Annotated in this window: 14 protein-coding genes and 1 other annotated feature; of the genes, 6 read left to right on the top strand and 8 right to left on the bottom strand. The window is 46.7% G+C overall.

All coding sequences use genetic code 11. The annotated features are described in order from the left end of the window. Nucleotides 1-19 precede the first annotated feature (19 nt). Together NYR52_RS07820 and NYR52_RS07815 are read right to left on the bottom strand one after the other, a co-directional pair. Entirely contained in the window at nucleotides 20-1999 is a 1980-nt protein-coding gene (locus NYR52_RS07820; protein ID WP_132220259.1) for an acetate--CoA ligase, read from the bottom strand. 520 nt (nucleotides 2000-2519) lie between these two features. Continuing rightward, nucleotides 2520-3572, bottom strand: coding sequence for a coiled-coil domain-containing protein (locus tag NYR52_RS07815; RefSeq protein ID WP_132220258.1), 1053 nt, complete (start codon nucleotides 3570-3572; stop codon nucleotides 2520-2522). Between the two features lie 211 nt (nucleotides 3573-3783). On the opposite strand from NYR52_RS07815, the gene NYR52_RS07810 reads away from it, so the two are divergent. Together NYR52_RS07810 and NYR52_RS07805 are read left to right on the top strand one after the other, a co-directional pair. Beyond that, nucleotides 3784-3912: a hypothetical protein gene (locus NYR52_RS07810; RefSeq protein WP_022738097.1), complete on the top strand. Its 129-nt coding sequence runs from the start codon at nucleotides 3784-3786 to the stop codon at nucleotides 3910-3912. Nucleotides 3913-3974: 62 nt separating this feature from the next. Further along, on the top strand, nucleotides 3975-4136 hold the full coding sequence (locus NYR52_RS07805) for a hypothetical protein (RefSeq protein WP_158283240.1): 162 nt from the start codon (nucleotides 3975-3977) through the stop codon (nucleotides 4134-4136). Nucleotides 4137-4211: 75 nt separating this feature from the next. On the opposite strand, the gene NYR52_RS07800 is transcribed toward NYR52_RS07805, so the two are convergent. Continuing rightward, the gene (locus NYR52_RS07800) at nucleotides 4212-5450 is read right to left on the bottom strand and encodes a glycosyl hydrolase family 18 protein (RefSeq protein ID WP_259436643.1); all 1239 of its coding nucleotides are present in this window, start codon (nucleotides 5448-5450) and stop codon (nucleotides 4212-4214) included. 493 nt (nucleotides 5451-5943) lie between these two features. After that, nucleotides 5944-7101, bottom strand: a complete 1158-nt coding sequence (locus NYR52_RS07795; protein WP_259436642.1) for a C39 family peptidase — start codon at nucleotides 7099-7101, stop codon at nucleotides 5944-5946. A 593-nt stretch (nucleotides 7102-7694) separates the two neighbouring features. Then, nucleotides 7695-7945 (top strand) — a binding site (T-box leader). A gap of 200 nt (nucleotides 7946-8145) precedes the next feature. On the opposite strand from NYR52_RS07795, the gene NYR52_RS07790 reads away from it, so the two are divergent. Continuing rightward, nucleotides 8146-9516, top strand: a complete 1371-nt coding sequence (locus tag NYR52_RS07790) for an amino acid permease (protein ID WP_259436641.1) — start codon at nucleotides 8146-8148, stop codon at nucleotides 9514-9516. Between the two features lie 59 nt (nucleotides 9517-9575). Here NYR52_RS07790 and NYR52_RS07785 read toward each other — a convergent pair whose 3' ends face one another. Then, a complete protein-coding gene (locus NYR52_RS07785) occupies nucleotides 9576-10475 on the bottom strand; it encodes an alpha/beta hydrolase (RefSeq protein WP_259436640.1) in 900 nt (299 codons plus the stop codon). A gap of 385 nt (nucleotides 10476-10860) precedes the next feature. Further along, entirely contained in the window at nucleotides 10861-11079 is a 219-nt protein-coding gene (locus NYR52_RS07780) for a hypothetical protein (protein ID WP_259436639.1), read from the bottom strand. Nucleotides 11080-11302: 223 nt separating this feature from the next. On the opposite strand from NYR52_RS07780, the gene NYR52_RS07775 reads away from it, so the two are divergent. Genes NYR52_RS07775 through NYR52_RS07765 form a run of 3 tightly spaced genes read left to right on the top strand, consistent with a single transcriptional unit; the run spans nucleotide 11303 to nucleotide 15026 of the window. Then, nucleotides 11303-12814: a spore germination protein gene (locus tag NYR52_RS07775; protein WP_259436638.1), complete on the top strand. Its 1512-nt coding sequence runs from the start codon at nucleotides 11303-11305 to the stop codon at nucleotides 12812-12814. After that, nucleotides 12814-13911 carry a GerAB/ArcD/ProY family transporter gene (locus tag NYR52_RS07770; RefSeq protein ID WP_259436637.1) on the top strand — a complete coding sequence of 366 codons (1098 nt, stop codon included), beginning with the start codon at nucleotides 12814-12816 and terminating at the stop codon, nucleotides 13909-13911. Before NYR52_RS07775 ends, NYR52_RS07770 begins: the two co-directional genes overlap by 1 nt. After that, nucleotides 13908-15026: a Ger(x)C family spore germination protein gene (locus NYR52_RS07765; RefSeq protein WP_259436636.1), complete on the top strand. Its 1119-nt coding sequence runs from the start codon at nucleotides 13908-13910 to the stop codon at nucleotides 15024-15026. The genes NYR52_RS07770 and NYR52_RS07765 overlap by 4 nt, the downstream gene beginning before the upstream one ends. Here NYR52_RS07765 and NYR52_RS07760 read toward each other — a convergent pair. Both NYR52_RS07760 and NYR52_RS07755 read right to left on the bottom strand, forming a co-directional pair. Beyond that, nucleotides 15016-15477, bottom strand: coding sequence for a DUF2935 domain-containing protein (locus tag NYR52_RS07760; RefSeq protein WP_259436635.1), 462 nt, complete (start codon nucleotides 15475-15477; stop codon nucleotides 15016-15018). The two genes, NYR52_RS07765 and NYR52_RS07760, sit on opposite strands and share 11 nt — an antisense overlap. After that, nucleotides 15456-15866, bottom strand: coding sequence for a DUF2935 domain-containing protein (locus NYR52_RS07755; RefSeq protein WP_259436634.1), 411 nt, complete (start codon nucleotides 15864-15866; stop codon nucleotides 15456-15458). The genes NYR52_RS07760 and NYR52_RS07755 overlap by 22 nt, the downstream gene beginning before the upstream one ends. Nucleotides 15867-15920 lie beyond the last annotated feature (54 nt).

The following is a 15920-nucleotide window of genomic DNA, read 5'->3' as shown; positions in this document are numbered from 1 at the left end:
CTGGGAGAAGGCACCAAGGTTAGCTACCTGTTTTGATCTTGGCGATGCTCGCCTTCACCCCATCCAACACTTGCGGATCTTCCAAACCAGTCACATCTCCGGCCACTTCGCCATGAACCCACACCTCTTTCAACAGGCGACGCATAATTTTACCGCTGACGGTTTTTGGCATTTCTTCGAGGAACACCACCTTACCGGGCTTGGCGATCTCCCCGATTTTATCAATGATCCGTTGGGTTATTTCCTGTCTCAATCGGTCTTCCTCCGCAGAGATGTCCTGGTTTGCTTTGGCAAACACAATCGGTATCTCCCCTTTGATTTGATCGGGTACCCCGATGACAGCTGCCTCGGAAACATCCGCGCAAGCCAATACTGCGCTCTCCATTTCCATGGTGCTGAGGCGGTGGCCAGCGACATTAAAGGCATCATCAGAGCGGCCCACCACCCAGAAATGACCGTCCTCGTCTTTTAACGCGATGTCGCTGGCGAAATAACAGCCTTGCACTTGGCTAAAATAAGCCTCTTTGTAGCGCTCTGGCTGTTTCCAAAGCGTCCGGCACAGCATGGGCATCGGCCGACGCATAACTAAGTTTCCCAGCACCCCTGCAGGCACCGGCTGGCCGTTGTCATCAACCACGTCCATATCTGCGCCCAAAAATTGAATTCCAGCCGAACCCGGCTTCATGGGAGTCAACCAAGCGGCCCCGGCGATAGGGCATCCGGCCACTTCGGTCTGTCCCCATGTGTTATTAACATAAACGTTGTTTTTCCCCAAAACTTCGCGCGTCCAATGCCATGTCTCCGGATCGAACGGCTCCCCGACCAACGCGATGACATCGAGACATGACAAGTCATAAGGCGCCAACGCTTCGTTTCCAAGGCTTTTTAACATACGCAATGCCGTCGGCGCAGTGAACAGCTTGTTGATGCGATAGCGATCGATAATCTGATAAAAACGGTCCGCTTCGGGATAGTTGGGTGCCCCTTCATACACCACCGTTGTAACCCCATTGGCCAACGCGCCGACAATTCCCCAAATGTGCATCGTCAACCAGCCGATGTCGGCAGTACACCAGAAAACATCATCTTGGCGATGATCCATATGATATTTGGCGTAAATGTAATTTTGCACTACAAAGGCCATGCCAGCGTGAACCACCCCTTTGGGGTTTCCCGTCGTCCCGCTGGTGTAAAAGACAATGCCCGGCTCATTGGCTTCGACCCCTGTCGGTTCACATTGATTGCTTGCTCCTTTCACCAGCTCGTGCCACCAGTAATCCCGTCCTGCTTGCATGTGCACGGGTTGGTTCAGCCGATTGACGACAATCACCGTCTGAACGCCGTTGACCGCGGGAATCACACGATCCACCTTGTCTTTCAACGGAATGCGTTTTCCCCTGCGCAAAGAAGCGTCAGCGGTAATGATCAACTTCGGTTCAAAATGGATGAGCCGGTCTTTGAGCGACTCAGTAGAAAATCCGGAAAAAACGGCGTTATACACTGCCCCCAAACGGAAACAGGCTAACACAGCAATCACGGCTTCCGGCAGGTTAGGCAGATAAATGGCCACCGGATCCCCTTTTTTCACACCAAACTCCTTCAGCACATTGGCAAAACGGTTTACTTCGGCCAAAAGCATCTGATAAGTATAAAAACGAACCGGTCCATCTTCCCCTTCCCAAATCAAGGCTGTCCTATTTCCGGCTCCCGCTTGAACATGCCTGTCCAATAAGTTGTAACAGGGATTGCTGACGCCACCGGTAAAAAAACGAAAATCGGCAAAGTCTCCTGACATGGTGTCAGTCCACGGCTCAAACCAATGCAATTCACGTGCCACTTGATCCCAAAAAGCGGCGGGATTCTCCCATGAACTCTCCAACAGCTCGCGGAAAGCGTCCATACTTCCCAGCTGTGTCGCTCGCACTTTTTCCGGGTTGGGTTGAACTAAACGGCTATTTTGCACAACATCCCGCATACCTTTGATGTCACGATTCACCATTTTATCCCTCCAATGAATGCATTGATTCTTTTGAGATTGCCGCCCTATCCGATGACCGGGGAAAGCCGCCTTGAAAACCCTTACATCAAAGCCCGTACTTTCTCAACCGGGCATCCATCCGGTGCCACTGGAGCGATAATTGATAGAACCTTCAGATTTCTACTGCCAAGTGATTCCTGCTCACCGAAAGAGGATAGGGTACGCAACAAGCCTCAAAACTGACACCTTCCATGTCGTGTGGTCTAATGAACAAACATCAAGCTTATTCAAACCTGGTTGACTTACATCGAGAGAACCTTATCATTCATGATCACTTTAGGTTCCACAACCTTATTTTATTACAATTGGAACCCGAAGAGCCATCCTGACATCGTGCCTTTCCTCCATCTAGAGACACTTTATTGCTGGCGCAAACAGCCGGCAAAAAAAGAGGCCGGGTGCATGATAGGTGCCTCCGGCCGAATACTAAGAGAGGATTCATATAAAACCATCTTATGGGAAAGCGTTGTTTCAGATTACATCACTTGTTGTTTTTATCGGAAACCAATGCAGCAATCTTATCAAACGCTTTGGATTCATTTGAGCTTGACACCATTTGAATACCCATTTCTTGAATCCGCTTATACGCTTCATCCAATTTCGTTTGCAAATTCAAAATGGTTTCATTCGCCGTATCAAGCTGTGCTTTCAAATTGTCGCGCTCTGTTTCCAGAATGCGTCTGTCGGCTTCCACTTCCTTTTTGAGAACATTTTCGCGGATAGCCAGAACTTTTTTGATTTCGGCGTCGGCTTTTGCTGACGCTTCTTTCTTGACCTCTGCGATTTTGTCGGGAATGGCAGCCACTTCAGCTTCAAGCTGATCCATCTTCTGCTCCCGTTTTGCGATTTCGCTTTCACGCTCGTCCAGCGATTTTTTGTATGTACTCAACTCAGCGTTTTTCTGTTCGAGTTCCAAGTTAAATGCTTTGCGTTTGCTCGCTAACTCATCCTCTAGTTGGTCATACGCTTGTTTCTTATGTCTTTCAAAGTCGTATTTGAATTCTTCTTGTTCACGCTTCTGACTTTGAGCCAGTTTCTCTTTTTGCTCTTTGATGAGCGCCTCGTATTCTTCACGCGCCGACTTAATTTTGTTCGTGATCTCGTTTAGTTCGGCCGTTGCTTTCTCTTTGGCCTCAACCAATTCTTTTTCTTGTTCCAGCTTCAACTCTTGATGGGCGTTGACCAGCCCGGCGAGGGTATGAGCTTGCTTTTCAATTCCGAACAATTCCTTAAGCTCCGCCTCTTTGATGGCGATCGCTTCTTTGACGGTCTGGAGATTGGCCGTTTGCGTCTTGATGTCATCACTGATTTTGCTAAGCAAGCTAGTGACCGATTTTGACAGATCGGAGATTTTCTCTTCAATGTTCCCTTCCACGATATTGTTGGCTTTGGTGATCGTTTCCGCCGTTTTTTTCGCCGTCGTTTCCGCAACCGGATCTAGCTTTCCTTTCTCCAACTCAGCAATTTTCTTCTCCGCTTCACGGAGAGCCTTCAGGATCGTCGCTTTGGTGTCTTTCTCGGTGACTTTACGCATCTGGATTCTCCTTTTTGCTCAGAAGTGAAATTCATCCGCCGCAAGAGCTTTGATGTCTCGCGCTTATATTTGTATTCTACCATACGAACATATGTTTGTAAAGCGTCTCATACAAATTGAATTGGCCTCCCGTCCATCACTAAAAACAACCTTGATTGGCCAATAATATACTATAAACCAGTTTTTGCCCCCAGGCAGAAAGGTGATCCAAATGGACCTGTCCTATTTTTTTGATGCAACGCAAGTGCCGTCAGCCACGATCTATGCCTTCCTGCTAAACTTGGTGGGAATTCCTCTGTTCTTCATTGTGGCCGGATGGCTCATTACCCGCATGAAATGAACGAGGTATGCAATCAACTATGCTTGAACGCTTGTCTTTGACTGTTAAAGGAGGTTGAATAAATGAAACGGGCGAACCAAAACGAACCGCTAACCGACAACAGGGAAACGGAGTTGCCTGACCCGCTTAAACGCCTGCCAGACAGCGCTCCCACACCTATAGAACCAATCCCTCCCAACCTGCTCACTCCACCAGAGGAACCACCTCCGCTCGATCTACCTTGACAGACACGCACATCCTTGCTCCAAACGAAACAAAGGCGAGCATAAACTCGCCTTTGTCATCATTTTCGATCGTTGTTAAGGAATTAGCTTTGGCAGGTCAGGGATGGTTTGATTGCAGTCCCCCGCCAACGGAAGATTGCGGCAAACGTATTGGCCTGCACTATTTTCGGTGGCCGCCCCACTCGGTGCCGGTTGATGGACGCGTTGTTTCCAGAGCTGCCAAAGCATAAAGCCGTCATTGGCTTTACCTTTATACTTGATGTAATTGACCATCGTTTCGACGTTGTAGTATCGGGTAGCGATATTATTCTGACCTGTGAGCATCTCCGCATCGTAGACGGTTCCAGGCGGCGCCTCCACTTCAAGTACCGCTCCGCCAGACCCTTCGGGGGCGATTTCCATGCCGATATTGATGGGACCGTCATAAATGGCTCGGTACGATTCGTACCCTTCACGCGGATCATAATAATCACCGGCATCATAGGACATCAGGTTGATGAAGTCGATCTTGTCGCCATGATCCTTTACCACGCGATACATCGTTCCGCCAAACGGCGAGCCCCACTGCACTTTTCCTTCTTCAAACGGCGTGCCCTTGACATAATAAGCTCCGGTCGACCAACCAGCGATCGAAATCTTCAAATCGGCACCACGTGCTTGGATTTCATTGTAGAGGCTAGTGATGATCCAAGCAATCTCACCATCCTTGGTACAACTGAACCGCTCTTCCTCCAGCTTGTTGCAAAGACTGCCACTCGATTCCCAGTCGATATCGACGCCTGACGCACCCAAATCAAGCGCCAGGTCAACCACACGCGATGCACTGAAGTTGGCCCATTGGCTACCTTGGCTATACGCCCAGCCACCAACCGACACCCATACCTCTGTGCCGCGCGCTTTTAAGGCCGCGATATTGTCACGTAAGTCACGTGCCTGTTGGGGAGTAAATTTCTTCTGGCCATTATAAGTGGTCGCCCCTTCGACGAATTCAAAGCCGGCAACGGCCTGATCAAATTCATATGATCCTTTACGGTAAGCGGTGTCGGGTCTGGCAAAGGAAAGATTCACATTGGTGATGTAATTGGGGATATTAACGGGCGTTAAATCGTAAATGCTTGTATTCCATGTGCTGGCATAAGCCACATACCTGCGGGCCGGCGCATTGGTGCTTTCCTTCTTCAGCGGCGCCTTCACTTCATCACCGGATGCAGACGCATGCAAGGGTGTAAACGTTGCTGTCGACAAACTAAAAATCATTGCCACGATGAGAAATGTAATGACCGCACCCCGTTTTCCCCTATTCGTTATGTTCATTTCCATCTCTCCTCTTTTAATCTGCAAAAACAATAAAATATTCAGTATATTGTTAGTTTAACGTATATTAGTATAGTTGTCTATACCATTATGGGCGCATCTGCTAATTACGAGAAACAAAAAAACCCGTTCCTTCATGGAGCGAGCCTTTGTATTCGCGAATATAAAAGTCATGTAACTACATTATTTATCTTTTCTAAAAATAAAATAAGTCACAAGGTGTGTTATTCCCACTAAGATATTTAAAAATATTAATATGATTATACCACTTGGCGAGGTAATGGGTTTCTCTACAAAGATATACTCAACCACAATCGTAGCTAAGTATGGAATCACCACCAACCATGGCTTTTTACCTTTACTTGCAAAATAGATCATGAATATGGTGATTAAAACCACCAACGCATAAGAAATAAATAGAAGCGACTTTGAAGATAGAATCATTTTTTCATCCTCTCATCATCCCCCCTCAACCAAGAGGGGGGATTTTCATTTACCAGTTATAACATGAAAATACAAGCGTCCAATCCTGATCATGATCAACCCATTTCACATATCGATCATATGAACTAGTCGGACGGCTTGGATCAATTAACCAAGCATATGAGCCATTAGTATTGTCATATCCAGAACCGACCAACCAATGCCATTCTTCATCAATTAATGGGCTGTAGATTTTACCTGATAAAACAGCCACAGGAGCATTTCCATCAATATGCGCTTTATACGTACCGAAGTTTCCTTCCGCAGCAGGTCTAGAAACAGTCCATTTTCCAGGTGTATCATGTTCTAAATGTTTATCAAATCCATTTGCAAAATCTCCAGCCGTTGTTCCTATGATCGTACTACCAAATTCGCTATATAAATGATTGATTAAAGAGGCATGAGTACCATAGTAAGCGGTGCCCCTTACATTATAACCACGGCTGTCATAGTAATTCGTAATCATCGCAGCAGCTGTAGGACCACATGAAGAATTAGGATGCGAAACGCCACTGATATATTGACTAATTCTTGGAATATCCAATTTTTTTGCAGTAATAGCCAATGGCTTAATATTACTCTCGTCTGTTAAAAGGCTATTCCATTCAACACTGCTTTCTTTGTAACTCGTAGGTATTTTCTTAAAATTGTGTTCTCTTTCTATTTCCTCAATAACTTGGGAATTTCCTTTTATTTTCTGTTTAACCCTTTTTAAAATCATATTTTTCTTTTCATTTGATTGTCTTTGCAAATCCTCTGTATCTATAGCACCCATGAATTGAAAAGGCCCAACATAATATACGTTTTTCCCTTCATCAAGCATTTTTTTGATATCCGTTGTATAGGAAGGATCATTCCCAAATTCAATAACCGGACCACGATCAGTAGAATCGGCTACAACCATATTACCCAATTCTTTCCCATTTTGTTCAGCTACTATATAATAGGCTACACGATTTCCTTCAAAGTCGTACAAATCTGTCAAGATCTCTAATTTTGCTCCTTGCCATTCATTTCTCATTTTTAAAAAGTTCCCACTGGCTTTCAGAGCATCTTTTCTACTGATTTCTTTTACAATATTGGTTTCAGCATATCCTTGATTAATGAACATAGATTGAGCAACAATAAGAGATAATGCAAAAACAACAAACATAATTTTTTTCATCATCGATCCCTCCTTTATGTATTTTCAAACACTTAATTATTATATTTCTATATAATTATAATAATAGATAAAATAAAGCAATATAAAATCATTAAGTTAATTTGCTGTATAAAGAAAATGCCATATCCCTACTGCGATGAAAGACAAGGACTAATCAACGCCCCAATCTCTTAAATGTAATCCGCATTTCATCCATTCCTTTCTGACGATTCGCTACTAAATATGCTCTGATTTGATCTGCAAGCCGGTGTATTCTACGCACCGCTAAAACCACACATTTCACTCGCTTGGCTGTCATATGAGAAAACATTCTGTCATTTAGCACCATCATCTGCATGGCTAATGTCTCATTGCGCAGTCAAATCAATCCCATGTCGTGTCCATCGGCAACATCGCGACGCATTCACTGTAAAAACCGCAAAGCATACGGCCATTCGCTGGTATCAAAAACTTGGATTTGATAAAACAGGTGTGTTTGAAGAAGTAATCTTCGCTTAAAAAACATCTTCACCATGCGATCAAAATTTTTTATTGACAGACACCATCCTCTCTCATATAATTCTATCTAAATTAAAAATCAAAATAGCATTTCATTTTCACATGCAATGAAGAGGTTAAGTAGACAAAACAGCATCGTCAACAGAGAACGGCCCCATGGCTGAAAGGGCAGTACGATCGTTTTGTTGAAATTTCGCCTCGGAGCTTCGCGTTTGAACGGGAACTTATCCCCAGTAAAATGCGACGAATGGCCATCGTTATCAGGCTGAGTCTCTTCAGACTAGTTGAGTCCGCCTGCCGTGAGGTAGACGGAGAAGCTGAGTGGTACCGCGAACCTGTCGCCTCAGCGATCATAGGGAAATCCGATTCCCTTGATCGTTGAGGCGTTTTTGCGTTTGGCGGTGCTGTGAGACGAGTGAGTCCATTTTCCGTGAGGAAGTGGAAGAGCTGAGTGGTACCGCGGTCCCCCCGCCTCAGCAATCAGGCGAATTGCGCCTGGTTGCCGGGCGGGGGTTTCCATTTTACATGTAAACAGGAGGGTTGAAATCGATGGACAGCCATAACAATCAATTGCGCAGAGGGTTGGATGAGCGACACATGCATATGATCGCTTTAGGCGGAGCGATCGGCACAGGTTTGTTTTACGGTTCTGCCACCACCATCCAAATGACCGGCCCGGCGATCACCTTAGCCTATCTTATCGGCGGAGTCGTCATTTTCTTCATCATGCGCGCCTTGGGTGAAATGACTTTGGCAGAACCCGTCTCTGGCTCTATTAGCCATTACGCTGGACGATACATCGGACCGTTCGCTGGATTCTTAGCAGGATGGACTTATTGGTTTATGTGGATTATTGTCGGCATGGCCGAACTGACAGCGATCGGCACCTATTTCCAGTATTGGTTTCCCAGCGTGCCGCAATGGGTTCCCGCACTCATCGCTCTGGTGCTAATGACGCTGGTTAACTTGTTACATGTCAAAGCGTTTGGGGAGCTTGAATTCTGGTTCGCTTCCATCAAGGTGTTTGCCATTCTGGCCATGATGGGAGGAGGATTGTTCCTTATTTTCGGACCGATCGAGCATGGGTCCACTTCAACTGGAGTAGACAATCTGTTTGCCCATGGTGGTTTCTTGCCGTACGGTTGGAAAGGCTTCCTGCTCTCCATGGTGTTGGTGTTCTTTTCGTTCGGCGGAGTCGAACTGGTGGGCATGACAGCCGGCGAAGCGAAAAATCCGCGCAAAAGCATTCCTGCCGCAGTGAATAAAGTGATCTGGCGCATCTTGATTTTTTACGTCGGCGCTCTGACAATCATATTGATGCTCTATCCCTGGAATGAAATCGGCACAAAAGGCAGCCCATTCGTCATGATTTTTGATCAAATCGGCATCCCTGCCACTGCCACCATCCTCAACATCGTCGTCATTACCGCCGCTTTGTCGGCTTTTAATAGCGGCTTGTTCAGCACTGGTCGGATGTTATACCACTTGGGATTGGAAGGCCAAGCCCCTCGCATATTCACTAAGTTAAACAAAGCCCATGCACCGCAACGGGGCATCCTATTTTCTTCCCTGCTCTTATCCGTTGCAGTGGTACTGAACTACCTTGTTCCAGAAAAAGTCTTTCTGTATATCTCATCTGTAGCGACGGTTGCCGTGATCACCAGCTGGGCATTAATCTTGCTCGCCCACTTGCGCTTTCGCAAAATGAGCCGTACAGAAGCATTCCACATGCCACTTTATCCTTATTCTTCTTATTTCGCATTAGCTTTTCTGGGGATTGTGGTCATCCTGATGGCTTATGTTGATTCGACAGCGATCGCTCTCATCGTGGCCCCCGTTTGGTATCTATTTGTATATGTTAGCTACCACGTGCGGCAAAGAATTGCGACAAAGCGGACAAAGCCAGCTGCAACCTCATAAAAGCACCAAAAACCTCCGCTTGATCTGCCAACTAGCGGAGGTTTTAACTCGCCGATTTTTCACATTTCGCTATGCCCAGATAAACGTGTAACCCGGGTGTCCAACCAAGCGAGAATATCCCGGTATACTTCATCTTTGTTCGTTTCGTTTAACATCTCATGCCGCCCGTCCGGATACAATTTCAGCACCACGTCTTTGATGCCAATCTGCTTGAATTGCTGATAGGTTTTGCGCACCCCTTTTCCGTTTTGCCCAACTGGGTCCTTGTCTCCCGACAGCAACAATATGGGCAGTTCTTTGGGAATACGTGCCAATCCCTCGGCTTCATCCATTTGTTTGATCCCTGTCAGCAAATCGCAAAAGAAATTGGTAGTGGGAACCTCCCCGCACAGCGGATCTTGCAGATACTTGTCCACCTCCTGCGGGTCGCGGCTCAACCAATCAAACGGTGTGCGAGCGGGTTGAAACGGCTTATTGAAATTGCTGAAAGAAAGCGTGTTCATCAGCACACTTCTAGTCCTTTTCCCCCTGAGCCGACATTCAATTTTGGCGATGAGAATGCCCAACGAACTCATCACCTTCCGACCCGCTCCTGTGCCGGACAAGATCAGCCCAGCCAGCTCCTCCCCATGCTGGTGGATGTAGGTTCGCGAAAGAAACGAGCCCATACTGTGGCCAAATAAAAACAGAGGGAGATTGGGAACTTCGTCCTTGATTAACTTGGTTAAACGATGCATGTCGTCAACTGCAAGCTCCCAGCCATTCTCATCTGCAAAATGCCCCAAGACTTCGCAATTCCCCGCCGATTTCCCAAGTCCGCGGTGATCGTTGGCATAGACATGATATCCAGCCTCGGTCAATGCCGTAGCAAAGTCGGCATATCGCCCAGAATGCTCCGCCATCCCATGAGCGATCTGGACAATTCCTTTCGCCTTGGGCCCACTCACCCATTTGTTCACATGGATCTTTACACCATCTGACGAAGGAAATGTAAATGAAACCGACTTCATCTTCTCAGAACCTTTCTTTGCGGTTATTTCAAAAGCCATCTGCTAGAAAAAGATCAGGAAGGGAATTTTATGCCTATTTTATCGGCTCCCTATTCCATATCATATGGCTTTCGCAATAACATGTAGTATCAGTTATTACTCTTATAACATAGCAAGTATTCGAAAAGTTGTGTAGAACCTTTGCTGAGAAACCCTCGAAATCTTCTTTATTTTGCGTACAAATTGGTCATATTTACTGCGGCATGCACCCTCTCCTTTTTCTTCTAAAAACATATCTATATATCAATGGTAGATTTGATCGAAGCCGATCGGTCAAGTCTACTAAATACCATTTTCAAAAGGAGAGATTCGCATGTACAACGCTTACTTTTTCTGCTGGGAAGACCATCACCACAAAAAGAAGCATTCCAGCAAGAAGGGTGTCAATGTGAACAAAAACTCCAACAAAAACTCCAACAAAAACAACATCTACATTGACATCGACATCGATCTCCACAAAAAAGGCAAGAAAAAACATCATCACAAAAAACATCACCACAAAAAACACGACCATCACAAAAAGCACCACTACTATCATCACTACGGCTATTAAGCCGGTTCCGTCAGACAGCCACCTCACTTTTCGAGTGAGGTGGCTTTTTCATCACACTCAAAGTTTCCTTGTGTACAAGCCGTTTGCCCATTGTTTCTAGCAAGACATTCATAATAAGCCGGACAATAACAAAGACTATGCTTCATAGGAGCATTTCGCGCATGGCGGATAGAGGTGAATGAGGATGTTTTTTCGAAGCGGAAAAATAAATCGCAGACAAAAACGGGACACCCAGACAAGTGAAGCTTCTGTCTCCACCAAACTGGCCGAAAATGTGGACGCCTTGAAACAGCGGTTTGCTTCTTCCCCCGATTTGATCATCAAGGAGATGCGAAACGCCTCTGGACAAAAAGCTGTTCTAATATACTTGGAAAATCTGGTCGACAAAACGGCGATCAATGATCAAATCTTACGCCCCTTGATGATCGAAAATACAGCATTTGACCCAGACAGCATCCCTATTCACCAAACATCAACTACACGCGATATGGACCAAATCGAATCATCCATCTTTATAGGGAAAAGCGTGTTGTTGGTGGATGGGAAATCGTGGGCGATCATATTTAACACGCAAGGATGGCCGCAACGGTCCATCAAAGAACCCCAAGTAGAATCGACGCTCAAAGGTGGACACCAAGGCTTGGTAGAAACTGTGGGGATGAATATCGCCATGATCCGGCGTTACTTGCCCCACCGAGAGTTAATGTTGACAAAGACTCTTGTCGGGGAGCGGAGCCAAACCACCGTGTTCCTCCTCTATTTGCGTGACATTTGCCAACCGGAACTGGTAAAGGAATTGGAAAACCGGATCAATCGCATCAAAATTGATGCGCTGATCAACGCCGGGGAACTGGAGGAGTATTTGGAGGATCATTGGTTTACCGTTTTTCCCCAGTTTATGCAGACAGAGCGGCCAGACACGATTGTCTCTCAGTTGCTGCAAGGGCGGATCGTCATCATCGCCGACCACTCCCCTGTAGCGCTGGTGGGTCCGATGAACTTCACCTCTTTCTTCCAAAACGTGGATGATTACAGCGCACGCTGGATTCTGGCTTCCTTCTTACGTTTCTTGCGTTTTTTCGCTTTCCTCATCGCCATCAGTTTGCCAGCGTTTTATATCGCTACCATCTCTTTTAACTATGAAATCTTGCCAATCGACTTGTTGATCTCCATCGGCATATCCAGGGAAAGGGTTCCTTTTCCTCCTTTGTTGGAAGCATTCATCATGGAAGTAACCATTGAAATGATTCGGGAGGCTGGTGTGCGACTTCCATCACCAATCGGACAAACTATCGGGGTGGTCGGGGGGATCGTCATCGGGCAGGCGGCCGTTCAAGCCGGTATTGTGAGCAACATCATGGTGATCATCGTGGCATTGACAGCGATCTCTTCCTACATCATCCCCAACTACGACATGGCCTCGGCAATCCGCCTGATTCGCTTCCCACTGATGATCATCGCTTCGATGTTCGGGATGGTGGGTATTGCCATTGGGTTGATGATTCTTTCTATCCACATCGTGACGACCACTTCGTTGGGATACCCTTATGGTAGCCCGATCGCTCCCATCCGTCTCCCCGATTGGAAAGATACTTGGTACCGGGTGCCCTTGTGGAAAATGGATAAGCGCCCGATCTCGGCCGATCCCCGGCAAAGCATGAGACAAGGCCACAGTGGAAAGAGTGGGAAGAACTGATGCAGATGCCGGAAAAGGGACAATTGTCACTAAGCCAATTTACATTCACCATCTATAAAACGCAAATCGGGATCGCCGTATTGTCAATTCCACGCGAGGTGGGGAAATTCGCAGGAAGGGACAGCTGGATTTCCATCCTCATCGGTTGGCTCATTACCATGGTCTTCAGCCTGTTGATCATTAACATAATGAAAAAACATCCCGACAAAACCTTATTTGACATCTTGCCCATCTATTTCGGGAAATGGTTGGGAGGCGCCTTCACCTTCTTGTGGGCGGTGTATGGCTTGTACGCTTCTTTCTCTACATTATACGCCACCCTGTTCCTGATCCAGGTGTGGATCTTGCCAAACACCTCCACCTTTTTGTTGTTTGTGCTTTTTCTGATCCCTGTGTACATGTTGTGCCGGCACGGCATCATCGCTATCGGCCACTACTCGGACTTTGTTTATTTGATCTGCTCGTGGATGCCGATGCTGCTTCTATTTTCAGTTCATCATGCGTACTGGCTCAATCTCTTGCCCATTGCCGCAGAAGGGTGGCTTCCGATTATCACCGGAGTCCAATCGACGCTTACCCCCTTTCTCGGATTTGAGATGGCTTTCGTCTTGTATCCTTACTTGCAAGAGAAAAAAAAGGCCACGAAAGGCATTTTGATCGCCTGTACCATGTCGATGTTGGTGTACTTGCTTGTAATCATCTTGGCAAATATCATCTTCAGCGACAGAGAAATACAAACGTGGATCTGGCCAACTCTGGCCTTGCTCAAACCGATCCAGTTCGCCTTTTTGGAGAGATTGGAAATCTTATTCCTCTCTTTTTATACGATCATTCAGTTGATGACCGTCATTCCATATCTATATTTGGCATTGCGCGGCTTGACGCAACTGACACGCAAGTCGACGTACCATCCTCTGTTACTCTTCATGGTGGCGGCCATCGCGATTAGTTCCCTTTTTTTGGACATGACCAATGAAAGGATCGAACAATTTCAGGATTGGCTTTCCCATGCAGGATTAATTATGTTCGGTTTTATCGCGTTTTTGTGGGCGGTCAGCCAATTGCGGCATCTGATCCAAAGGAGGAGAGCGATGTGAAACGTTGGGGTCATGCTATTCTCGTCTGCCTGTCGCTGTTGACCCTTACAGGTTGCGGTGACCAACTTTATTTGGAAGACGCTGATATTCCGCTCAGTGTCGCGTTGGATATGGATGAAGAGGGAAAGATTATCGTTGTCACTTCTGCACCCGTATTTCGCGAAGAGGCGAATAAAAAAACGCATTTCGAGCAGTCCACCGCCTTGTCGTTTCGGCAAAACAGAAAACTGCTCAATTCACAAAGCCAAGGAAACGTCATCTCCGGCAAAATCCAAAACCTGATCATCAGTAAGCAGATGTTGAAACGAATCAATGTCTTTCCTATTCTGGACGTGATTTTCCGCGATCCCAAAAGTGAAATCAACGCCAGAACGATCGTCGTGGACGGTTCGCTTGAAGATCTGCAAAACATCGCGATTCAAGACAAGGGCCGCTTGGGCATCGCCATCCGCGACACAATCGATGCGGCCCATCAAATCAGTTCGACCGTGCTTACCCGCGTGATTGATTTTCGCGGTCAAATGTTGGACAACCGGGTGACACCTTATCTCACGGAAATGCGCATCCGGGGACAAGATTACGCAATTACGGGCACCGCTCTGCTGAACAATGACGGGAAATACGCCACTTCCCTTAACCAAAACGAAAGCTCGCTTTTACTCCTGCTTCAGCACCGAACGGAATACCCCTTGCAGCTGCCGTTTACGGCTCCGCCCAACATGGCACCAAACAACCCAACGATATCCCAGATGAATGTGAGCCTGACAGTCAACCGGCACAAAATCAGCTCCGCTTATGCGAAAGGAAGGTTTCTTTTTGAGTTTCAAGTGGATTTAACCGCCAATCTCTCTGAGCGCACCTTCCCGTTCGACATGAAAACCGAGAGAAGAAAATTGGAACAGGCCATCGAAAAGCAATTGCAGCAAAAACTTGAGCGCTTGATAACCAAAATCCAACATCACCGACTGGACCCGATGGGCTTGGGCCGGGTAGCGCAGGCGTATCATTATTCCATTTGGAAACAGGTACAAAACAATTGGCCGGAAACATTGGCCAAGGCCAATATCCGCGTAACCCCCCATGTCACGATCAAAAGCTATGGCATCACTTTTTAGCGTCTCTGGAATGGGGTCTTCCTTCGTCATCTTCCGATTGATACAGCCTTCCACCATCCGGCAATGGCTGGATGTCTGGGAAATAGTAACTCAGCTTGATCAGGAAATAATTTGTTTCACTAAAATGATGCTCCAAAAACCTTAACGTTGTTTTATTCAACACTTGCCGTTTGCGATATAAACGGGTAACCGTCTCCACATACCGGTAAAACCGCTTTACCACATCTGCCGTTTCATGGCCCAACAAAGCGAGGCGAGGGTATATTTCGGATTCAGAATAAGGGAACATAGCCATGGACTGGGCTTGCGACAAAAGGGATCTGAAAAGATTTCTGAATCGCTCGGATCGGGTGGCCACAATCGTTTCCAACGGATCGAGCATGTTGATCAACAGAATGGAATGCCCTAACTGATCGATCAACCACGTGTTTAACAGCGACAACAATGGCAAATGAGGGGCTGCATCCCTTTCACATAGTACGAGAGCAAACGAATGTATTCCTTCGCTTCTAGCAAGGTTCCGTTAAAATAACTGGGTGACAGCGAAAGCACCACCTCGTTGTTGATTCGCCTCTTTTGCAATCCTTCCTCAAACTGGCAATAACGACTAGCCACCGCATACGCCCGTTGTGCAAACCCCACATTCGTGGGCGCATGGACTGGAGCATGGGGATCCATGCCAGAAAGCTCCGACAGCAGCTCGCAAAACTCATGCATAAAAGCGCAGGCTTGGGTGACCGCTTCCGTTTCTCCTGGTGACAAATTCTCATACACAAACAGCGCGTGTTCGTATAGAATTTGTAGCCAAAAACGATGTTCTTGCCACACGGTTAAGGACATATCGCTCCCCCACTCATAACCTTTTTAACTAACATATGGAAGCATGACCGTGAA

This window comes from Laceyella sacchari (assembly GCF_024927925.1).
In the GTDB taxonomy this organism is placed as follows: Bacteria; Bacillota; Bacilli; order Thermoactinomycetales; family Thermoactinomycetaceae; genus Laceyella; species Laceyella sacchari.
Note: the sequence above shows the minus strand (reverse complement) of the source record. Positions and strands in the feature narration are given on the sequence as shown.